Genomic DNA, 24,182 nt, shown 5'->3' with positions numbered 1-24,182 from the left:
CCGCATGGACGACACCGCCGTGATGGACGCACGCTCCGCCTTCCGCCACCTGTTGCAGGGCGTGATGGCCGGCCTCGTGCTGATCGCGGCCATGCCGGCGGTGGCGCAGACGTATCCCGCCAACCTCGGCAATACGGCGACCGTCGCGCCGCCGGGGGGAGTGACCGATCCGGAACCCGGCAACAACAGCGGCACGGATACCAATGCGCTGGCCGCGGTCGCCTCCCTGAGTGTGCAGAAGACGGTCACCAGTGCATCGCCGGCGAGTCCGGGCAGTGCGGTGACGTACCGCATCGAGGTGGCGAACGCGGGACCGTCGGCCGCGCTCGGCGCCACCCTGTCCGACAACGTGCCGTCGCAGCTGACCTCGGTGACGTGGACGTGCAGCGCCAGTGCCGGTTCCAGTTGCGGCACCGCCAGCGGCACGGGCAACGTCGCGTTGAGCGGCAATCTCGCCGCGGGCGGCAGCCTGGTGGTGCTGGTCACCGCGATCGCACCCTCGCTCACGCCGGCGACGATCGGTGCGAACACCGCGACCATCGCGCCACCGCCCGGCACCACCGATCCCACCCCCGGCGACAACAGCGCCACCACGCCCACCATTCCGGTAGCGCCGCGTGCGCTGATAGCGCTCGACGACACCGCCGGCCCCATCGACGGCACGCCGGGCCAGACGAACGTCGTCAACGTGCTCGCCAACGACACGCTGAGCGGCGTGGCGGTGACGCCGGGCCAGGTGACGCTGGTGTCCTCGGCCTCGCCGCCGCTGACGATCACGGCGAGCGGCGCGGTCAATGTCGCGCCGGGGACACCGACCGGCACTTACACCGCCGGCTACCAGATCTGCGAGACCGCCGATCCCGGCAACTGCGCGACCGCGCAGGTGACGGTGTCGGTCAATGCGATCGCCACCGTGGATGCCGTCGACGACCTGTTGCCACCGCTCGCCAGCGGCACGGCATTGCCTGCGTTCAACGTGCTGACGAACGACACGATCAACGGTGGACCGGCGACGGGTCTGGTGACGTTGACGGCGGCCAACACGGGGCCGTTGCAGATCGCCGGCGATGGCAGTGCGACGCTGGCGCCGGGTACGCCCGCTGGCGTCTACACCACCAGCTACCGGATCTGCGAAATCGCCAATCCGACCAACTGCGACACCGCCAGCGCCAGCGTACGCGTGCTGCCTGCGCTGGTGGCCGCCGACGACAGCGCCGGCCCGGTCAACGGCAGCAGCGGTGCGGTCTCGGTGATCAACGTGCTGGACAACGACAGCGCCGGTGGCGCGCGACCGCAGGTGCCCGGCGCGGTCACGCTGGCGGGCGGCAGCACCGCGCAGATCGTATTCGATGCCGATGGCAGCATCACCGTGCCGCCCGGCACCGCGGCGGGCACGTACAGCGCGTCGTACACGCTGTGCTACGTGGATGCGCCGACGGTCTGCGATGGCGCCACCGTGCAGGTCGTGGTGGTGACGCCGGGCGCGCTGGTCGCCAATGCCGACACCTACACCGGCGTCAACGGCAGCGCAGGCACGCCCAATGCCGGCAACGTGCTAGGCAACGACAGCTTGAACGGCAGCGCCATCGGCGCCGGGCAGGTCGTGCTGACGCCGACCAACGCAGGACCGGTGACCATCGGCGCCGATGGCGTGGTCGCCGTCGCCGCCGGCACACCGGCCGGCACGTACACGCCCAGCTACCGGATCTGCGAAACCGCCGTGCCGGACAACTGCGCCAGCACCAGCGTCACCGTGGTGGTCGCGACGCTTTCGGCATCGCCGGATGCGCTGGGCCCTGCCCTGCCCGGCACGGTCGCCGGCAACGTGCTGGCGAACGACTTCGTCGACGTTGCGCCTGCGACATCGGCGAGCGCGGCGGTGACGCAGACCGGTGGCGCGCCGGGTTTCACCATCGCCGCCGACGGCAGCGTGACCATCGCCGCCGGCACGGCGGCGGGTACGCTGACCGGCAGCTACCAGGCGTGCCAGATCGCATTGCCCACGCTTTGCGATACCGCCGCTGTCAGCGTCGTCGTCGCACCCGGCACGCTCATCGCCGCCGACGACGCGCTCGGACCGGTCAACGGCGTGACCGGAGGCGCTGCGACCGGCAACGTGCTGGCCAACGACACGCTCAACGGCGCCGCCGTCGGCGCAGGGCAGGTGGTGCTGACGCCGGCCAACGCCGGACCGGTCACCGTCGGTACGGATGGCAGCGTCGGCATCGCGCCCAACACGGCGGCCGGCAGCTACGTCGCCGGTTACCAGATTTGCGAAACGCTCAATCCCTCCAATTGCGACACCGCCCAGGTGACCGTCACCGTCACCACGCTGGTGGCTGCGGACGACGCGCTCGGACCGGTCAATGGCGACACCGGCGGCGTCGCCGGCAACGTGCTGACCAACGACCAGCTCGACGGCCTGCCGCCGAGCGGCACGCAGGTGATATTGACGCCGGTCAACAGCGGTCCGCTGACGATCGGCGCCGATGGCACGGTGCTGGTCGCCGCCGGCACGCCAGCGGGCACCTACACCGCCAGCTACCAGATCTGCCAAGCCGCCTCGCCCGCGGTGTGCAGCGGCGCCAACGTGTCGGTCACCGTCATCGTCAACGCCGCTCTCAACGCGGTGGACGATGCGTTCGGGCCCGTCGATGGCGCCCTCGGCAGCGGCAACCTCGGCAACGTGCTGGCCAACGACACCCTCGACGGGACGGCCGTGGCCGCAGGCAGCGTCACCCTGATCAACCATTCCGGTGCGCCCATCGCCATTGCCGCCGACGGCACGGTGTCCCTTCCCGCCGGCACCGCGGCCGGCGTCTACGGCGGCAGTTACCAGATCTGCGAAATCGCCAATCCGGCCAACTGCGACGTCGCGACGCTGACCGTCAACGTGCGCGTCGCCGCGGCACTGGCAGCGAACGACGATGGCCCGTGGCTCGTCAACGGCGCCACCGGAAGCGCCAACGCAGGCAACGTGCTGGCCAACGACACCGTCGACGGCGCCGCCATCGTCGCCGGCAGCATCACCTTGATCAGCGCGGCGAGTGCGCCGGTCACCATCGCCGGCGATGGCACGCTCAGCGTGGCCGCCAATGCGGTGCCGGGTACCTACCTTGCGGGTTACCGGATCTGCGAGGTCGCCGCACCGGACAACTGCGATACCGCGGTCGCCACCGTGCGCGTATCGACGATGGGCGCGATCGACGACACGCTGGGACCGACGGCACCGGGCGGAGCGGCCGGCAACGTGCTGGCGAACGACGTCGTCGATGGCGCGCCTGCGACACCGGCGACGGTCACCCTCATCCAGACCGGCGGCGCACCCGGCTTCGCGATCGCCACCGATGGCACTGTGACCATTGCGCCCGGCACCCCCGCCGGCACGCTCACCGGCAGTTACCAGGCCTGCCAGGTCGCACAGCCGACGATCTGCGACACGGCGACCGTCAGCGTCGCCGTCGCCGCCGGCACGCTGGTCGCCAACGACGACACGCTGGGCCCGGTCGATGGCGCCGCGGGCGGCACGGTCGCCGGCAACGTGCTCGACAACGACACGCTCAACGGCAGTCCCGCCCTTGCCGGTCAGGTGGTGCTGACGCCGACCAACGCGGGACCGGTGACGATCGCCGCCGACGGCAGCGTCAGTGTGGCGGCGGGCACGCCTGCGGGCGCCTACATCGCCGGCTACCAGCTGTGCGAAGTGCTCAATCCGGGCAACTGCGACAGCGCCCAGGTCGTCATCGCGGTGACCACACTGATGGCCAACGACGATGCACTGGGACCGGTCAACGGCGGCCTGGGCGGCGTGGCCGGCAACGTGCTGACCAACGACCGTCTCGATGGCGCGCCATTCGCTCCAGCCGCGGTCGTGCTGACGCCGTCCAATGCCGGCCCCCTGACCATCGGCGCGGACGGCACGGTCACGCTCGCAGCCGGCACGGCGGCCGGTACCTACACCGCGAGTTATCAGATCTGCCAGACCGCGCAGCCGTCGGTGTGCGATGGCGCCAGCGTGTCGGTCACCGTCACCGTCAACGCGGTGCTGAATGCCGTCGACGACCTGCTGGGCCCGATCGACGGCATGACCGGCAACGCCAATGCGGGCAACGTGCTGGCGAACGACACGCTGGATGGCGCCGCATTGGCGCCCGGCAGCGTCACCCTGGTCAGCTCCCCCAGCGCACCGCTGGTCGTCGCCGCCGATGGAACGGTTTCGGTGCCTGCGGGCACGGCCGCCGGCGTCTACAGCGGCAACTACCGGATCTGCGAAACCGCCCATCCGGGCAACTGCGATACCGCGGTACTGACGGTCGTGGTGTCCTCGCTGGTGGCGAACGACGACACGCTCGGACCGGTGGCACCGGGCGGATCGGCCGGCAACGTGCTGGCGAACGACCTCGTCGATGGCGCGCCCGCCACGTCCGCCACCGTCACCCTTACCCAGGCCGGCGGCGCACCCGGCTTCACGATCGCCGCCGATGGCACTGTGACCATTGCGCCCGGCACTCCCGCCGGCACGCTCACCGGCGGTTACCAGGCCTGCCAGGTCGCGCAGCCCACCATCTGCGATACGGCCACCGTCAGCATCAGCGTCAGTGCGGGCACGCTGGTCGCCAACGACGACACGCTCGGACCCGCCAACGGCGTGACCGGCGGCGCGGTCGCCGGCAACGTGCTGGCCAACGACACGTTGAACGGCAGCGCCGTGACCGCAGGTCAGGTAGTGCTGACGCCGGCCAGCGCAGGACCGCTGACGATCGCCGCCGACGGCAGCGTCACCCTCGCCGCCGGGACGGCCGCGGGCGCTTATATCGCCAGCTACCAGCTGTGCGAAGCGGTGAATCCGGGCAACTGCGACACCGCGCAGGTGACCGTCGCGGTCACCACCCTGGTCGCCGACGACGATGCGCTGGGACCGGTCAACGGCAGCCTCGGCGGCGCGGCCGGCAACGTGCTGACCAACGACCGCCTCAACGGCGTGCCGTTCGCCGCGGGCGCCGTTGTGCTGACGCCGGCCAACAGCGGCCCGGTGAGCATCGCCGCCGATGGCGGCGTCACCGTCGCGGCGGGCACTGCCCCCGGCACCTACACCGCGAGCTACCAGATCTGCGAAGTCGCACAGCCGACCATCTGCGATGGTGCCAGCGTGTCGGTCATCGTCGCCGCCGATGCGGCCATCAATGCGGTGGACGATGCCTTCGGCCCCGCCGATGGCACGGCCGGCAGCAGCAACCTCGGCAACGTGCTGGCCAACGACACGCTGGATGGCGTGGCGGTGACGAGCGGCACCGTCACCCTGACCAGCACCGCGGGCGCGCCGCTGTCGATCTCGCCGGCCGGTGTGGTGGCGATCGCTCCGAACACCGCCGCCGGCGTCTACAGCGCCAGCTACCAGATCTGCGAAACCGCCAACCCGACCAATTGCGATGGCGCATCGATCACCGTCGTGGTGTCGTCGCTGGCGGCGAACGACGACACGCTCGGACCGGTGGCGCCGGGTGGACCGGCCGGCAACGTGCTGGCGAACGATGTCGTCGACGGCGCCCCCGCGACGCCGGCCACGGTGGTCCTCACCCAGACCGGCGGTGCGCCCGGCTTCACCGTGGCGCCCGACGGCAGCGTGAGCGTCACGCCGAATACGCCGGCCGGCACGCTCACCGGCGGTTACCGGATCTGCCAGGTCGCGCAGCCCACGCTCTGCGACACCGCCACGGTCAGCATCACCGTCGGTGTCGGCACGCTGGCCGCCAACAACGACGCGCTGGGCCCGGTCGACGGCGTTGCCGGCGGCGCGGTCGCCGGCAATGTCCTGGCCAACGACACGCTCAACGGCGCCCCGGTGACCACCGGCCAGGTCGTGCTGACGCCCATCAACGCAGGGCCGGTCAGCATCGCCAGCGATGGCAGCGTCAGCCTCATGCCCAACACGGCGGCCGGCAGCTACCTGGCCGGTTACCAGCTGTGCGAAACCCTCAACCCGGCCCATTGCGCCACCGCGCAGGTGACGGTCGCGGTGGCCACGCTGGTCGCCGATTACGATGTGCTCGGCCCGGTCAACGGCAATGGCGGTGGCGTGGCCGGCAACGTGCTGACCAACGACCGCCTCAACGGCGCGCCCTTCTCCGCAGGCGCGGTCGTGCTGACGCCCGCCAACAGCGGTCCGCTGACCATCGGCACCGACGGCACCGTGACCGTGGCCGCCGGCACGCCGGCGGGCACCTACAGCGCGAGCTACCAGATCTGCCAGGCCGCCTGGCCGTCGCTCTGCGATGGCGCCAGCGTCTCGGTCACCGTTGCCGTCAACGCGGTAATCAACGCCGTGGACGACGCCTTCGGACCGGTCGATGGCGCGACCGGCAGCGCCGGCCTCGGCAACGTGCTGGCCAACGACACGCGCGACGGCGTCGCCGTGGTGGCCGGCAGCGTCACGCTGACCAGCACCGCCAGCGCACCGCTCGTCATCGCCGCCGACGGCACCGTGTCCGTGCCGGCGGGCACCGCCGCCGGCGTCTACAGCGGCAGCTACCAGATCTGCGATATCGCCAACCCGGCCAACTGCGATAGCGCGACGCTGACGGTCGTGGTGTCGTCGCTGGTCGCCAACGACGACACGCTCGGACCGGTGGCGCCAGGCGCACCGGCCGGCAACGTGCTGGCGAACGACGTCGTCAACGGCGTGCCGGCCACGTCCGCCACGGTGACGCTCACCCAGACCGGTGGCGCGCCCGGTTTCACCCTCGCCCCGAATGGCGTCGTGACCGTCGCGCCGAATACACCGGCCGGCACGCTGACCGGCAGCTACCAGGCGTGCCAGGTCGCACAACCAGCGATCTGCGATACCGCCACCGTCAGCATCACGGTCAGTGTCGGCACGCTGGCCGCCAACGACGACACACTGGGTCCCGTCGACGGCATGACCGGCGGTGCGGTTGCCGGCAACGTGTTGGCCAACGACACGTTGAACGGCAGTGCCGTGACCGCAGGTCAGGGGGTGCTGACACCGTCCAGTGCGGGACCGGTGACGATCGCCGCCGACGGCAGCGTGAGCATCGCTGCGAACACGTCCGCCGGTTCCTACGTCGCCGGCTACCAGCTGTGCGAAGCGATGAATCCCGCCAACTGCGACACCGCGCAGGTCATCGTCACCGTCACCACGCTGGTCGCCAGCGACGACGTCCTGGGCCCGGTCAACGGTGGGCTGGGCGGCGTGGCCGGCAACGTGCTGACCAACGACCGTCTCGATGGCGCGCCCTTCGCCGCGAGCGCCGTTCTGCTCACGCCGGCCAACAGCGGCCCGGTGAGCATCGGTGCCGATGGCACCGTCACCGTCGCGGCGGGTACCGCCGCCGGCGCCTACAGCGCCGGTTACCAGATCTGCGAGGCCTCGTGGCCCTCGATCTGCGACAGCGCCAGCGTGTCGGTCGCCGTCGTCGCCAGCGCGGCCATCAATGCGGTGGACGATGTGTTCGGCCCCGTCGATGGCACGCCCGGCAGCGCCAACCTCGGCAACGTGCTCGGCAACGACACGGTCGACGGCGCACCGATCAACATCGCGGCCTTCACGCTGGCGAGCACCGCCGCCGCGCCGCTGTCGATTTCCCCCGCCGGCGTGGTGGCGATCCTCCCCAACGCCCCCGCCGGCACCTATACCGCCACGTACACGCTGTGCGACGCGGGCAACCCGGGCAACTGCGACACCGCCACCGTGGTCGTGCAGGTCGTGCGCGTGGACGCGCAGAACGACAGCTTCAGCCTGGCCAGCGGCACGCTCGGCGGTGTGGCCGGCAACGTGCTGGACAACGACATGCTCAACGGCAGCATGCCGAACGCGGCCACCGCCCTCTGGGGCGGCGTGTTCGACAGTCGGCTGGGCCTGGAACCGAACGGCGACGTGCGCGTGCGCGCCGGTACGCCTGCCGGCGCCTATGGCGGCACCTACACGCTCTGCGTGCGCAGTGCGCCGTCGATCTGCGCCACCGCCACGGTGACGGTGACGGTGGCGAGCGGCCCCGGCAGCCTCACCGCCGCCAACGACACCGGCAGCGTGGACGGCCGCAGCGGCGGCGTGGCGGTGGCGAACGTGCTCGCCAACGACACGCTCGGCGGTAGCGCGCCGACCCCGGCGCAGGTGGTGCTGTCGGTCGTGGCGCCACCGACGAACGCCGGCATCGTGCTCGACCTCGCCACCGGTGCGGTGACGGTGGCCGCGGATACGCCGGCGGGCAACTACTCGCTGCGGTACCGGTCCTGCGAGCGGGCCGAGCCGGCGAATTGCGTCGAAGCGCTGGTGATCGTCGCCGTCACCGCCGCCGCGATCGACGCCGTCAACGATTCCGCCGGTCCCGTCGACAGTGGAACGCCATCGGTAGTGAACGTACTGGCCAACGACACGCTCGCCGGCGCACCGATCGGCGCAGGCCAGGTGACGCTGGCGGTGGTGACCGCATCGCCCGCGCTCATCGTGCACGCGGACGGTCGCGTCGACGTGGTGGCGGGCACCGTGGCAGGCAGCTACAGCGCCACCTACCGGATCTGCGAAGTGCTCAATCCCGCCAACTGCGACCAGGCCACGGTCACGGTGGGCGTCGCCGTCATCGCGATCGACGCGGTGGACGATACCGCACCCGCACCGGTCGCCTCGGGCACCGGCGGCCAGGCCATCGCCAACGTCACCGTCAACGACACGCTGGGCGGCGTCGCCGTGGCGCTGAACCAGGTCCTGCTGACGCAGGTGTCGAGCACGCAGGCGAACGTGCGACTCAACGTCGCCACCGGCGCGGTCACCGTCGCGCCGCGCACGCCGGGTGGCACCTACACGCTGGTCTACCGGCTGTGCGAACGGCTCAACGTCGGCAACTGCGACGAGGCCACCGCCACGGTCACCGTCGCCCTGCCCAGCCTGGATGCGGTGGACGATGCGCCGGCGCCCTTGCCCGGCGGCAACGCGGTGCAGGACGTCGTCAACGTGCTGGCCAACGATCTCTACGATGGTGCGCCGGTACTGCCCGACCGCGTGATCCTGGCGCCGGTGACGGCAGGCCCGCTCAGCCTTCAGGCCGACGGCACCGTCGATGTCGCCGCCGGCACGCCGGGCGGCACCTACACGCTGGTCTACACCCTGTGTGATGCGCTGACGCCCAGCCATTGCGACAGCGCGACCGTCACCGTCGTGGTGCTCGCGACGACGCTGGTGACCGCCGACGATGCCGCGCAGACGCCGCAGGGCGAAGCCGTGGTGATCGTCGTGCTGGCCAACGACACCTTCGCCGGCGTCGCCGCCGATCCCACCTTCGTCACCGTGCAGGTGCCGCAGGCGCCGGCCAACGGCACCGTGGCCGTCCAGGCCGACGGCAGCCTGCGCTACACGCCGGCGCAGTACTACAGCGGCCAGGACAGCTTCGCGTACACCGTGTGCGAAGTGGCGGCGCCCGACAACTGCGCCACCGCGACGGTCACCGTCATCGTCCTGCCGAACACGGTGACGGCGGTGGACGACCAGATCAGCACGCGGACGCGCACCACCGTCATCGCCGTGCTGGACAACGACACGGTCAGCCATGCGCCGCTGAATCCGGCCTCCCTGTCGGTGGTCCGCGCGCCGGGCCATGGCGAAGCCCGCTGCGCGCAGGGGACGTGCACCTACACCGCCGCGGCCGGCTTCAGCGGACAGGACCGCTTCGGCTATCGCGTCTGCGACGTGTCGGTGCCCAACGCCGTCTGTGCGGAAGCGGACGTGGTGATCGACGTGGAAGCCGCGCCCGCCGTGCTGCGCGTGGCCAAGACCGCTGCGCAACGCACCGCGCGCATCGGCGACATCGTCCGCTACACGATCGTCATCGACAACGTCGGCGACGTCGATGCAGTGAACGTGTCGCTGATCGACAGCCTGCCGCCCGGGTTCGCGGTGGTCGCCGGGTCGATCCAGGTCGGCGATGCCGACGCCAGCGGCGCGCCGTCGATCGCGCGGCCGTTCCGCATCGATGCGCTCGACATCCCGGTCGGTGGCCGCGCGACGATCACCTACGCGCTGCGCGTGGGTGCCGGAGTCGGTCCCGGCGTGCACACCAACCGCGCGACGATGCGCGACACCGACGGCGCCGCCATCAGCAACGAAGCCACGGCCGACGTGCAGGTGGTCGGCGATCCGCTGCTGGAAGACAGCCTGATCATCGGCACCGTGTTCCACGACGTCGATGGCGACGGCACGCAGGATCCGGGTGAACGCGGCCTGGCCGGCGTGCGTGTGGTGTCGGTCGAGGGGCTGATCACCGAAACCGATCCCTACGGACGCTTCCACATCACCGGCATCAGCGGTGGTCGCTGGGCGCGCGGCCGCAACTTCCTGCTGAAGGTGGACACCGCCACGCTGCCGCCGGGGGCCCGTTTCACCACCGAGAACCCGCGCGTGCTGCGCATCACCCCCGGCGTGCCTGCCCGGTTCGACTTCGGCGTGCAGGCACCGCTGCCATCTCCACGGGAGGCGCCGGACGCTGGCGCCCACTGTCCCGACGGCCACTGCGGAGAGCCCTGACCATGCGCGCCTCTGCGTTGACGGGAATGATCGGCCTGGTCCTGCTGCTGCAGGCCGGCGTGGCGTACGCACAATCGGCGGAACCGCCCGCCGCCGTCCCCCATGATGCCGATCCCGCGTTCCAGGGACCGGCCGGCAGCCTGGGCCGCTTCGTCGTGGACCTGCCGCAGGGCGGCACGCTGTGGGCGATCGAGGATCCCACCCTCGGCGAACCCGTGCTCAACGTGCAGGCCGCCTCGATGGTGCCTTTCGAGGACGGACGCATCACCCAGCCGGTGCGCTTCCACGGCTACAGCAACTACGCCGCGTTCTATGACCGCCTGGAAGTCCGCGTCTACCGCGGCACCGACGTCGACCGCGTACGCCCCGTCGCCACGTTCGAGCTGCCGGTCGGCGCGGTGACGCAGGCGCAATGGGACGGCGTCCTTCCGGCGGATCTGCGTCCGCAGGTCGGCGACACGCTGCAGTATGTGGCGCGCGCCCATGCGGCCGACGGCAGCTTCGACGAGACCGCGGCACAGTCGATCCAGCTGGTGACGCCGGCCGACCACGCCCGCGGCGTGCAGGTGCTGCGCGACCAGCTGCAGCGCGAGCGCACCGAGACCGTCGACACGCTGGGCGCGGAATCGCTGCAGGTCAGCGATTCCATCTACGGCACCAGCAACCTGCGCCTGCGCAACATCCCGGTGTACGGCTCGCGCGTGCGCATCCTCGGCCAGCAGATCCCGTCGACGATGCAGGTCACCATCGACGGCCAGGTGTTCCCGATCGACCAGGAACGCAAGTTCGTCGCCGAGTTCCTGCAACCGGTCGGCACGCATCGCTATGCGGTCAAGGTCACCGACGGCAAGGAGGTGGTCGCCGAGACCGCGCTCGATGTCGACGTCACCGGGCGCTACGTGTTCGTCACGGCGCACGCGGACCTGACCCTGTCGCGCAACGAGGCCGGCGGCTCGACCGACGTGCTGGCCGACGACATCCAGCGCGACGACGGCTTCCTCAGCGAAGGCCGACTGGCGTTCTATGCGAAAGGAAAATGGCGCGGCAAGTACCTGGTCACCGCGCAGGCGGACACCTACGAGAGCGAACTGGGCAACCTGTTCGACGGCTTCTTCGATGCGCAGCCGTACGACATCTTCCGCCGCCTCGATCCGGACCAGTACTACCCGGTCTACGGCGACGACTCGCGCACGTACCGCGACGTGGACAGTCAGGGCAAGCTGTACGTGCGGGCGGAATGGGACCAGAACCGCGCGGTGTGGGGCAACTTCCTCACCGGTTTCGACGGCACCGAGTACGCGCAGTATCCGCGCGCCCTGTATGGCGCCGCGCTGGACTGGCGCTCGCGCGCGGCCACATCGCTGGGCGATCCGCGCAGCCTGCTGAAGGTGTTCGGCTCCGAGGCGCAGACCGCGATGGGCCACACCGAGTTCCTCGGCACCGGCGGCAGCCTGTACTACCTGCGGCACACCGACGTGTTGCCGGGGTCGGAACAGGTGGTGCTGGAAGTGCGCGATCCGACCAGCGGCCGCGTCGAAACGCGCGTGAACCTGCAGTCCGGCGTCGACTACGAGATGGACGACCTGCAGGGCCGCCTGCTGCTGACGCGACCGCTGAGCCAGATCACCCGTGAGAACGTGCGCACGCTGACCCGCGACGCACCTCTGGACGGCTGGCGGCATCTGCTGCTGGTCGACTACGAATACGTCCCGGCCGGCTTCGACAGCGACGACACCACCGTCGGCCTGCGCGGACGCCACTGGTTCGGCGACCACCTCGCGGTGGGCGGCACCTATGTCGACGAGAACCGTGGCGGCGACGACTATTCGCTGCGCGCCGCCGACGTCACGCTGCAGGCCGGCCGCGGCACCTACGTACGGATGGAGAACAGCCGCACGGAAGCGACCATCGCGCCCGTGTTCTATTCCGACAACGGCGGCCTGAGCTTCGTGCAGCGCAACCCGGCCACGGATGCGCGCTCGGGTACGGCGCGGCTGATCGAGGCCCGCGCCAACCTGCAGGAGCTGGGCTGGACGGAGAACGAGTGGTCGATGGGCGCATGGCGGCGCGAGGTCGATGCCGGCTTCTCTATCAGCCGGCAGGATTCCGGCGAAGCCGTCGAGGAGTACGGCGCGGAATTCCTCGGTTACCTCAACAAGGACTTCAGCCTCTACGGCCGCTACACGCACGCCGAGCGCGGCGCCAACACGCTGGAACAGACCCAGCTGACCGCCGACTGGCAACTCTCGGCCGACGGCCGCCTCGGCGGCGAAGTTCGGCAGGTGTCGGAAGAAATCTCGGGCGTCGGCACCGACGCCACCCTGCTGGCGGTGAGCTACCGGCAACGGATCGGCGCCACGTGGGAGCTGTACGGCGTGGGCCAGTACACGCTCGATGACGATGGCGGACGCTATGCGCGCAACGACCTGCTGACGCTCGGCGGCAAGTACCTGTTCGGCGACCGCTCCAGCGTGGGGCTGGAAGCGAGCAGCGGCAGCCGCGGCCAGGGCGCGAAGGTGGATGGCGAGTACCGCTTCGGTCCGGACCACACCGTGTACGGCGCCTACAGCTACAGCACCGACCGCACCACGCGCGATGCGCTGTTCGACCGCAGCCTGCAGACCGGCTGGACGCTGGGCCAGCGCTGGCAGCTCAACTCGCAGGTCAACGTCTACAACGAAAGCCAGTTCATCCAGGAGCGCCAGCGCGGCAGCGAAGGCCTGGTGCACACGCTGGGCATGGACTTCCGCCCTGCCCCGTCGTGGAATCTCGGCTTCACCGTCATGGACGGCACGCTGGATGCGACCACCGGCCGCGTCGACCGTCGCGCGTACAGCGTGAGCGGCGGGCGCACCGATGCGCGCACCGACTGGTCGAGCAAGCTGGAGTACCGTCGCGACAGCGGCGCCGAGCAGCGCGAGCAATGGGTCATCACCCATCGTCTGCTCCACCGCGTCAACGAGGACTGGCGCATCGCGCTGCGTGCGAACTATGCCGATACGCAGGACGAGCTGAATCCCGCTGCCGGCGCGAAGCTGGCCGAAGCGAGCCTGGGTTTCGCCTGGCGTCCGCACGACAGCACGCGCTGGGCCGCGTTCGGCAAGTACACCTACCTGTACGACCGCGTCTCTGCGGGCCAGATCGACGCGGACCAGTACGACCAGCGTTCGCACGTGCTGTCGCTGGAAGGCACCTGGCAGATGGCCGACCGCTGGCAGATGGCGGGCAAGCTCGCCGGCCGCTGGGGCGAGTACCGGCTGGGCCGCGGCGAAGGCGTGTGGCTGGACAGTCGCACCGACTTCGCCGCGCTGCAGTTGCGTTACCACCTGATCCGCAGTTGGGATGCGCTGGCCGAACATCGCTGGCTGCGCGTGCGCGACGGCGGCGACCGCAGCGGCTGGCTGGTCGGCGTGGACCGCCAGATCAGCGACCACTTCAAGGTCGGCCTGGGCTACAACTTCACCGACTTCAGCGGCGACCTGACCCAGCTCGACTACGACTACCAGGGATGGTTCCTCAACGTCGCCGGTTATTACTGATGGCGGTCGGCGCCTGGTTCCTTCGCGCTCTCCGGTAATCGCGGCACCGGTCGAGGCCGCGCCCGCAGCTGAACACGCCACCTCCGCCCTGCTCCGCATGTAGCAGGGCCTCCTCCCTTCGGCCCGCAGGCTGCGACGGTACTCTCGATCCTGCGGTGGCCTGACGACCACTGGGACAGCATGCCGATCGAAACACGCCGGGCATCGCGGGCGTGACATCAATGCCGGGCGCGCGGCCTTCTGCGGCAAAGACTCGATATCGCGGCACCAGTTCCTGACATCCTCCGATGGCATGCGGCGCTGTGTGCAGCTCGCACGCACGGGTTTGGCTTCGGATAGACCTCGGACACGGACCATGACGATGCTTAATGAGACAAGGCGCTTCCTTGGTCTGATGGTCTTCCCATCGACGTGACCCGTAGCAGAGCACCATCCGTGACCTTGAAACACGCCGTAGTGTTAATCGCGCCGCATTTCCTTACGGATGAGGATGTCTCTAATATGGCGTGGCTGTTTCAGCCCGTCCGGTCCGGTAGTTTCCCTGGCGCTTATGGACAAGATGGATTGGATTGCTGACGGCAGGTACGGACTGCCACGGGATGCAACGCTTCACGCAGTATCTTGCTCTCTCGCGGTTTTCTGTTTTTTCTCTTTGTTTTTCAGTGGCGTGCCCACGCCACCGCACGAAGCGCGATCACTGCCTTCTACCGACCGTCGACGATGTCCGATCTGGAAGCCCGCGCACTGGCGCTGTTCGACGAGTTCGCGGAACGCGCGCCACAGCAGCGCGATGCCGCCCTGCTGCGCCTGCAGGCGCAGGACCCCGCACTCCACCGGGTGCTGCTCAGGCTGCTGGCGGCGGATGCCGCCGGGCATCCGCTGGAAGACGTCGCCCTCGACACGCTGCTGGAACCGCAGGACGGCGACGACCTCGATGCGGCGATGGCCCGCATCGGCAACCGTCTCGGTCCATGGCGGATCGATCGCGTGCTCGAGTCCGGCGGCATGGGGACGGTCTACGCGGCCAGCCGCGCCGACGGCCAGTACGAGAAGCAGGTCGCGCTGAAATGCATGCGGGCCGGCATGTCGACGCCGGCGCTGATCGACGCCTTCATGCGCGAGCGCAACCACCTGGCGCAACTGGACCATCCGCATATCGCCACGCTGCTCGACGGTGGCATCGAGGACGATGGCCGCCCGTGGTTCGCCATGCGCCTGGTGCACGGCACCGCCATGGATCTGTATGCCGATCAGCGACGCCTTCCGCTGAGCGCACGCGTACGGCTGCTGCTGCAGGCCTGCCAGGCGCTGCGGTATGCGCACGCACGCCGCCTGCTGCACCAGGACATCAAGCCGGGCAACTTGCTGGTATCCGATGACGGCCGCGTGCAACTGATCGACTTCGGCCTGTCGGCGCTGGTCGATGGCCTGGAGGGCCAGCACACGCCTCGACTGGCCGTTTCCAGCGGTTACACCGCGCCCGAGGTGCTCGCCGGCGGTGTCCCGACCGCCGCGAGCGACATCCATTCGATCGGCGTGATGCTGTACCAGCTGCTGGTCGGCACCTGGCCACGCCCCCTGCAACCGCTGCACGCCGGGCTACTGGGCCGCGGGGTCGAGGTTCCCGCGACCGCACCGTCGGCGCTCGCGCTGGCCGCACCGGCCGGCATCGCGTGGCAACGCGCCGTCCGCACCACGCGCCGGCTGCACGACCGGCTGCGCGGCGACCTGGATGCGATCGCGCTGACCGCCGTCGCGCACGCGCCCGCGGACCGCTATGCCAGCGTCGAGGCACTGATCGACGACCTGGAGCGCTGGCTGGCGCGACGGCCGGTGGCGGCGCGTGGCGGTGGCCGGGCCTACGTGGCGTTGCGCTTCCTGCAGCGCAACGCGCTGGCCAGCCTGCTCGCCGGCAGCGTGATCGTGGTGGCGGCCGGCGGCGCGGGCGTACTCGGATGGTCCTACGTGCGCGACCGCCAGGCGCTGCGCGACATGCAGGCGGTGTCGGCCGTGTTCGAACAGACGCTCGGTACGGTCACGCTGTCGGGACTGTCCGAGGCGCGTCCCTCGTCGCGCCAGATGCTGGAACAGACCGAGCAGCAGCTGCGTGCCTTGCCGCTGCGCACGAATCCGACGATCAGGGCACGGGCCATGGCGTCGCTGGCGCGCAGCTATGCGGGCTTGGGCGACTATCGCCGTGCGCTCGCATTGGCGGGCGAAGCCCATCGCCTGCTGGCCGACGATCCCGCGGCGTCTGCCTCCACGCGGGCGATGCTGGCGATGCTGCTGAACCTGCAGGCCCGGCATGCCGACGCGCACGACATCGCCACGCGCGGACTGGAGCAGTCGGCGCATGCGCTGCCGGTCGCGGATCCCGCCACGCTCGGACTGCTGGTCGAACTCGCCCGCGCGCACTGGGGACTGGCCGAATACGATGCCGCCTTCAATGCCCTCGCCTTCGCGCAGGAAAGCGCGGGGCGTTCGTCCTCGCACGACGCCCGGGAAGCACGCGCCGCGCTGCTGCTTCTACGCGGGCAGTGGCATCTGCAGCTGCTGGATCTGGCCGCAGCGGAGCGCGATCTGCAGCAAGCCGATGCGGCCGTGCGCCGGGATGCGCCGGCCCTGGCGAACGATGTCGACGAGGCGCGATTGTCGCTGTTGCTCCTGCAGCAGCGACGGGCGGATGCCGAGCGTCTGGCCACGTCGCTGCTGGCCGATCGTCGCCAACGCCTCGGCCCGGCGCACCCCGACACCGCGCGCAGCCTGCGCCTTCAGCTGGAAGCGGCCGCACTCGCGCCCGATCCCGACGCGATCACCGAGACCGCGCTGCAGACGGCGCGCCGCGCCATCGCGCATGCCTACGGCACACGGCATCCCGAGTACGCACGTGCGCTGCTGCTGGAGGCCCGCGTGGCGTCGCGCCGTGACGCCGCCCATGGGCTCGCGCTCGCGCGGCAGGCCGCCACGCTGCTGGAGCAGACGTTGGGTCCGCGCCACCCCGCCACCCTGGACGCGAAGGAAACCCAGGCGCGCGTGATGATCGCCGTGGCGGGCGATGCGACGACAGACGAGACCGACGCCCTGCGCAACGAGGCGGCAGGCCTGCTGCAGGAATGCGTCCATGCCGCTCGCCAGCGTCGCTGGCCCGCACCGACCGCCCGGTACTGGCTTGCGCACGTGATGCTGCATCGCCCCGGACAGGTCTCCGTGCCTGACCGACGCCAGGCGGAAGCGTTGCTGCAGGACGCGCTGGTGGAAGCCCGCCGCCACCTGGGCGCCGACCATGCCACCACCGTGATGATCCGCGACGCACTGATCCGGGACTTCCAGCCGGCGGCTACGTCGGGCGCACCGCCAGACACAGGCGCGCCGCCCTCATCCTGACGTCGATCCCGTGGAGGTGCGCGGGCGGGAAGACCCGCCCGCGGGCAACGATCAGTACGTGCCGACCAGGTTGAGGAACCAGCCCTTGTGGTCGTAATCGAAGTCGGTCAGGTCGTCGCTGAACTCCGTGAAGTTGTAGCCCACGCCGATACGGAAGTTCTTGCCGAGATCGCGATCGACACCGAGCAGGACGCCCTGCTTCGAACCACCGTCCTCCACGTCGAGCCACCGGTACTCCGCCAGCGCATGCCACTTCGTGCGGAGGTCGTAACGCACCTGGGCCGCGCCGAACGTGGTCGCCGAGTCCAGCCACACGCCCGTGCCACGCCCCATGCGCACCTCACCCTCGCGACGCGCCAGCTTGCCCGCGAACTCCCAGCGCTGGTCGAGCTTGTACACGCCTTCGAACGACAGGATCTGCGACTTCTGATCGTAGTCCGCGCCACCGATCTGGCCGAGCGTCGCCAGGTCATACAGATAGGTGTACCTGCCGAACAGGCCCCAGCGCTGGTTGTTCCACGGACGGTAAGCGAAGCCGACGTTGCCTTCGATGAAGCGCGCGCCCGCCAGAGGATCCAGCTGGTCGTCGGTATCGGCGTAGTTCAATCGTGCGGCGATGCGCCAGCTTTCGTTGAACTTGTGGGTCAGGCGGTTCGTGCTGACCCACTGTTCCCGCTGCTCGGCGCCGCGGTCCTCGCGCCATTCCAGCTTGCTTTGCCAATCGGTATCCGGCGACGTCCGCCCGCCCGACACGCTGATCGCGCGGCGATCGACGTTACCGCCGTCAGAATTGGTCAGCTCGCCGTCGGACAGCGTGAAGCCCATGTTCCAGCCCTGGGCCGGATAGAAGTCCATGCCGAAGGTATGGGCCAGGCCCGAGACGTTGCGCTCCTTCAGGAACTGGCTTTCGTTGTACAGGTTGACCTGGTTGGACAGGCGCCACCGCTGGCCCAGCGTCCAGCCGTTCTGCGAGCTGCGGTTGAACACCGAGTCGTAGTCGGTGGTGTCGGTGGAATAGGTGTAGGCGCCATAGACCGAGTGTTCCGCGGTCAGGCGATGCTCGGCGTTGACCGTGGCCGCTTCGCCGCGATCGCCGGTCGTGACTTCCGCACCCACCGACGACTGGTTGCCGTACAGGTACTTGCCGCCCAGCGTCAGCGCGTTGTTGTCGGCGTACTGGCCGCCATCGTCATCCAGCGTCACCTGCCCGATGCCGTACAGCTCCAGGGAGCTGCCGAAGCGGTGCAGGTACTTCAGCGCGCCCAGCGTGCCGGCCGCATCGGCCGTCGTGCCCTCCTGGTCCACCCGGCGCACTTCCGCACTGAAGGTGCTGGCGTCGCTGACGCGCCATTCCAGTGTGGCCTGCGCCTGCGTCAGCGACTCCGCCCCGCTCTCGGCACGGGTGTATCGCGTGTACAGGCCCAGGTTGGGCGTGAACTGGCCCAGCAGCTCCGCGCCGTACTCGGTCACCGGACGGCCCGTGTCGTAGCGCGAGATGGAGTAGCCTGCGCTGGTATTGCGCCACCACGCGCCTACGCTCCAGTCCTGTTCGGTCCAGCCCAGCTCCTTGAAGTTGGCGCGCGCTTCCAGCGACTTGGCGTCGCCTTCGCGGAACAGCGCGGTGTCGTTCTGCTGGATGAAGCTCAGGCCGCCGTTGTCGGAGAAGAATACGGGGGCGCCGAACGATTCGGTCTGCGCGTACTCGGCCTTGATGTAGGTGCCCTTGCCGGCCTGCAGTGTCAGGTCGCCGGCAGCGAGCGTGTAGTCCTCGCCCGCGCGGTTCTCCTGCACATAGGTGGCGCCGACGCCGACGTGGTTGCCGAACCAGTGCTTGCCGCGGAAACCGGCGGTGACGTCGTCGGCATCGAAGCCGGACGGCACCCATTCGTAGTCGACGATCAGGCGCTGCTCGAAGCCGTCCAGCGGCAGGTCGCGCGTCAGCGTCGGCGTGTTCTCGCGGGTGATCTGGGCGAGCGGGCGCGTCAACAGGATGCGGCCCTGCAACTCGTCGATCTCGTAATCGGTGCCGCGTTGCAGGACCACGCGATTCTCGGTGCGCCCGGTGGTCAGGTCGCGGATTTCCAGCGTGACTACGTCCGAACCCGGCAACAGATCGGTGTGACGCAGGTAGTACAGGCTGCCGCCGGTACCGATGAACTCGTTGTGTCCCGGCGCGGTCTCGGCCTGCGAGCCGAACACGCGCAGTTCGCTGCCCGGATCGCCCCAGCGATTGGTTGCGTTGGAGCGCCAGTTCAGCGCCGCGCCGTAGAGCGAGCGCTGGTACTGCGCGTACTCGGTGCCGGTGATGCCGGTGCTGTAGTTGCCCCACAACGCCTGGTTCTTGTCCCAGTCCACGCGCAGGTAGAAGCGGCCCATCGTGTCCACGTCGCGGTAGGTCGTGGAGTCGTCGCCGTAGACCGGGTAGTACAGGTCGGGGTCGAGGCGTCGGAAAATGTCCTGCGGATCGGCCTTCGTGAAGCCGTCGAAAAGGCGCTCGAGATCCCGCTGCGTCGTGTCCGCCTGCGCCGTGACCAGATACTTGCCCGCGTACTTCGCCTTGCCGTAGAACGCCAGGCGGCCGTCGCTGATCACATCGTCCTGGTAGCGCGTGTCGTTGGCGAACGCGGCGCCCGAACCGCTGACCTTGTTCTGCGAGACGGTCACGTCGGCCAGGCCGACGCCGAAGAAGTAACGGCCGGTCACGTCCACGTCCAGCGCGTGCGTCGCGGCCCGGCGGGCGCCGCCGCCCTCGCTCCCGATGTCGCCCACCCCGATCTCGAAGCGGTGACGGCCCACCGGCACCAGATACTCGGCCACGAACTTGCGTTCCATGTCCACCGGATACTGTTCGCCGTTGATGGTCAGCTGGGCGCGGTCGGGAATGTTGCGTCCCTGGATGCGGATGCGCGAGCCGTACATCGGGATGTTCTGCTGGCGAAGGCCGTTGCCGGCGAACACGTCGTCCAGCTGGCGCTGCGCCTGTGCCTGCTCGCTCGACAGCGCTGTGCCGAGGGCGCGTTCCGCGCTCTCGCGCAGCAGGTTGGCGCCGCGCTCTGCCTCTTCAGGGGCAACCAGCTGCAGCGTCCGCGGATAGGTTTCGTCGAAACTGTCGCCCTCGCCGTAGGCGCGCAACACGTAGACCAGTTCGTCGCCTTGGCGGAACGGATACTTCGCGGGCAGCTCGCCCTGCCACTCGGCGTGGACCACTCCGGCTACCTCCAGCGGCACGGTGGCGATCGGCTCGATCAGGTCGGCATCGCTGCTCCGGTACAACGAGATTTCCAGGCGCTTGATGAAGGCCGGATAGTTGCCGCGCACGTAGAACTGCACCGGCCGGGTGATGCGTCGACCGTCGAACGACACGATGGACGGCGCGGATACCGATAGTTCCGGCTGGCCGAGCGTGGGGTCTTCGGTCGCCCAGATGACGCCACCCCCGGGCAGGTCGATGGAGAACTTGCCCATCGCCGTCGCCTTGCCCGGCTGCTCGGTCGCCACGGTCACGCGGCGATCCGGCTGCAGCGCCGGCGACGACGACTGTTCGCTGGTGCCCTCGGTGACCGGCCTGTCGTAGCTGCGCGTACGCAGCCGGAACAGCAGGCCATCCTCGCCGGCGCACTGCCGGTCATCGCAGTCCACTGGCTTCGCCGCACCGTCGGTGTTCACCGGCGCGGGCGCCGGCGGCGCAGACTGCGCGGCGGCGATCGGCGTGGCGCCCGCCAGCAGCCCGATCAGCGTGTAATCCAGCAGTTTCATCTTCATACGCTTCTTCATGATCCGCCCCTTCACTTGCGCACGCCGACAGGGGCTGTCGGATCGTTACTGGATTCCACGCGAACCCGTGCGCGCACGTCCGGGCTCAGTCGCTTGGCAAGGGCGTCGTAAACCGCTTTCGCACGGCGCATGCCCAGGGCGGTGTTGTAGGCATGCGAGCCGCGCACGTCGGTATGGCCGACGATGGCGATGCTGCCGCCGCCGCGCTTCTCGAGTGCGGCCGCAATCCTGTCCAGCAGTGGCTCGAACTCGGGCCGGATCGCCGCCTTGTCGGTATCGAACAGCACGGTACCCAGCAACGCCCCCCCTTCGTCCACGCCGACGACCAGCGAACCGGGGTCGTCGACGTTGCCGCGTACGCTGACCACCAGCGCCTGCGCGACGGTCGGCTCCAGCGTGTCCAGCAATGCCGTCTTGACGGCGTTGGCGCGGTCGAACGCCAGCGCCTGGGCATCGCCATTGGCGCTGATCACCACCTCGCCGCCGCCGTGCTTGCGCACCTGGGCCGCCATCGCCTCGATCACCGGCTGGTATTGCGCGCGCACTTCGGCGCTGCCCGGGGCGAAGAACACGTCGCCCAGCTCCAGCTCGACCTGCTCGCTACCGCCTTCGATCACCTGCTCCGGCAGCTTCACGCCGAAGTCGAAGCGAACCGGCACACCGGGAGTGATCCGGCGGAGCAGGGGATTGTCCGTGGTGAACTCGGCGCCCGCCGGCAGCGTGGACGGATCCACCTTGAGGACGAAGTTGCGGCCACGTTCCCATGCCCCGCCCGACATGCCGGCCAGGTGGTAGCGCCCGTACTGGTCGGTTTCGATCAGCAAGCCTTCCACCGACGCGATGCGGACACCCGGAATGCCACGTTCGTCGATGCCGGTGTTGCGGATGACGTAGTCGACCACGTAGCCGCCCTCGCCCTGCGCCACGCGGCGCTCGACCGTCGGCGCCGCCGCGGTCAGACCCTTGGCCGCCTCACCGGACTGCTCGATGCGGGTGTTGCCCGCCGCATCCATGCGCACCGTGACACCCTGGTCGCTGGTCAGCACGAAGTCATCGGTGAAGGCCAGTTCGCTCAAGCGCTGCCGGACGACCACGGCACGGGCATCCACCGGATCAGCAGGCGACTGGCGACCGCTGATCGTGCCCACCGCGATGCCATGCAACATCGGCGAACTGGCGTCCGGCTCGGGCTGCGGGCCGGCGCCGTGATCCACCGTGGTCGAATGGGCGATGTAGGCGCCCGGCGCAAAGCCGCCCTGCACCTTCACCCCGCTCAACGCGGCGCTGTCCTGCCAGCCGTCACCGTCGCGGTCGTTGAAGACCGTACCGAACAGCAGGCTGTCGTCCAGCATCGCATCGGCGGTCAGCTGGACTTCCGCGGTGGCCACGTTCGATACCGGCTCATCGGTGGGAGAACGCACCTGCGCCTGGTTGACGTGGGTGCCCGGACGGACACCCGCGCCCACCCGCATCACGTACACCAGCGTGGCGGTCTCGCCGGCACGCACGTCCACGCCAGCGAAACGCAGCGGCCGGTTACCCGAGACCGTCACCATCCGGTCGGCATCGGCTGCCAGCAGCGAACCCTCGACATACGTGAAGCCTGCCGCCGGTGTGTCTACGATGCTGCCGTTGACCAGATCGGTACTGCCCACGTTCTCCACCGTCAGCGTGTACCGGACCAGGTCGCCGATGCGCACCTCACGCGCGCCCGCGGACTTGCCCAGGCGGATTTCCGGCAGTCCGACCAGGTGCTCCGTGCTGCAGCTCTGGCAGGTCGGGGGCGGATCGGTCGGATCCGCACTGCTGGCCGCCACGACGTTCGTCACGCGCCCTGCCACCGACGCATTCACGGTCGCCTGGTAAGTGAACGCCTGCGTACCCACAGGCGTACCGGCCGGCAGCGTGCAGGTGATGGTCGTGCCGTTGTAGACACAGCCGGCCGGCATGGCACCCAGCGTCAGCCCGCGATCCGGCGTATCCACCAGGGTCACGGCGGAATCCAGGGCGGCCTGGCCGACCTGCACCGACAAGGTGTAGGTGATCACCTGCCCGGGCTGCACCGTCGCACCATTGGCGGGGTCGGAGCTCTTGTTCACGACCACCGTCGGGGTTGCCACCGGGGTCTCGATGTCGCACTCGTTCGCGCACACGGGGTTGTCGGTGCCGGTACCGATCACCGCATTGCGGACCACGCCGCTTGCCTGGCCATTGACGGTCGCCGTGTAAGTGACCGTGTAGACACCGGGCACCGTCCCTTCCGGCAACGTGCAGACCAGCGGACTGGCCGCGCTGCAGGTGTATGCGCCCGCTGCCGTTACCGTCCCGAACGTCAGACCTGCGCCGAGCGTATCGGTCAGCGTGATCGCGCTGGAGGTGGGCGCTGCCGCCACCGTCGCGGTCAGCGTGTAGGTGATGACATCGCCCGCGACCACGCGGGTCTTGCCCGCCGGCAGCACGGCCGACTTGCCATAGCTGACGATGGCCGGCAGCGGCTCGGTCACGATGGTTTCGGTCTGGCACGTCCCCTGGCAGGTCGGCGCGTCATCGCCCGCGGCCACCACCACGTTGCGGACGAAGCCGGTCGCCAGCTCGTTCACGAACGCCGTGTAGGTCACCAGATAGGTCCCCGGCGCCGTATTCGCCGGCAAGGTGCACACCAGCGGGTTGGCCGCGCCGCAACTCAGGCGGCCCGCCGTCACCGCGCCCAGCGTCAGGCCCTGGCCCAGCGTGTCGGTCAGGGTGACCGGCGACGTGGTCGCGGCATCGCCGACGACCACCTGCAGGTTGTAGGTCAGGGTATCCCCCACCGACACCTCGGTCTGGCCGATCGGAAGGACAACCGACTTGCCGAAAGTCACCACGGGGTTCTGCACCGGGGTGTCGATCGTGGTCGTGCAGCCCGCATTCGTGCTGCCCGCCGGGCAGGCCGGACTGCTCACCACCGCCGT

The 24,182-nt window shown here is 69.7% G+C and carries 5 protein-coding genes; 3 read left to right on the top strand and 2 right to left on the bottom strand.

What is annotated here, in order from left to right; genetic code table 11:
* Nucleotides 1-4 precede the first annotated feature (4 nt).
* The 3 genes from AC1Q5B_RS04925 (at nucleotide 5) to AC1Q5B_RS04915 (ending at nucleotide 17,457) form a co-directional block, all read left to right on the top strand.
* Nucleotides 5-10,534, top strand: coding sequence for an Ig-like domain-containing protein (locus tag AC1Q5B_RS04925; RefSeq protein ID WP_492630959.1), 10,530 nt, complete (start codon nucleotides 5-7; stop codon nucleotides 10,532-10,534).
* Between the two features lie 2 nt (nucleotides 10,535-10,536).
* Nucleotides 10,537-14,073, top strand: a complete 3,537-nt coding sequence (locus AC1Q5B_RS04920) for a hypothetical protein (RefSeq protein ID WP_492630604.1) — start codon at nucleotides 10,537-10,539, stop codon at nucleotides 14,071-14,073.
* 720 nt (nucleotides 14,074-14,793) lie between these two features.
* Nucleotides 14,794-17,457: a serine/threonine-protein kinase gene (locus AC1Q5B_RS04915; RefSeq protein WP_492630603.1), complete on the top strand. Its 2,664-nt coding sequence runs from the start codon at nucleotides 14,794-14,796 to the stop codon at nucleotides 17,455-17,457.
* A 51-nt stretch (nucleotides 17,458-17,508) separates the two neighbouring features.
* Here AC1Q5B_RS04915 and AC1Q5B_RS04910 read toward each other — a convergent pair whose 3' ends face one another.
* Together AC1Q5B_RS04910 and AC1Q5B_RS04905 are read right to left on the bottom strand one after the other, a co-directional pair.
* Nucleotides 17,509-21,231, bottom strand: a complete 3,723-nt coding sequence (locus AC1Q5B_RS04910; RefSeq protein WP_492630602.1) for a hypothetical protein — start codon at nucleotides 21,229-21,231, stop codon at nucleotides 17,509-17,511.
* 11 nt (nucleotides 21,232-21,242) lie between these two features.
* Nucleotides 21,243-24,041, bottom strand: a complete 2,799-nt coding sequence (locus AC1Q5B_RS04905) for an OmpA family protein (RefSeq protein ID WP_492630601.1) — start codon at nucleotides 24,039-24,041, stop codon at nucleotides 21,243-21,245.
* Nucleotides 24,042-24,182: the final 141 nt, after the last annotated feature.

This window comes from Pseudoxanthomonas sp. GW835-FHT14C01 (assembly GCF_058793715.1).
The sequence above is the reverse complement of the archived record's forward strand: the minus strand, read 5'-3'. Positions and strand labels throughout refer to the sequence as shown.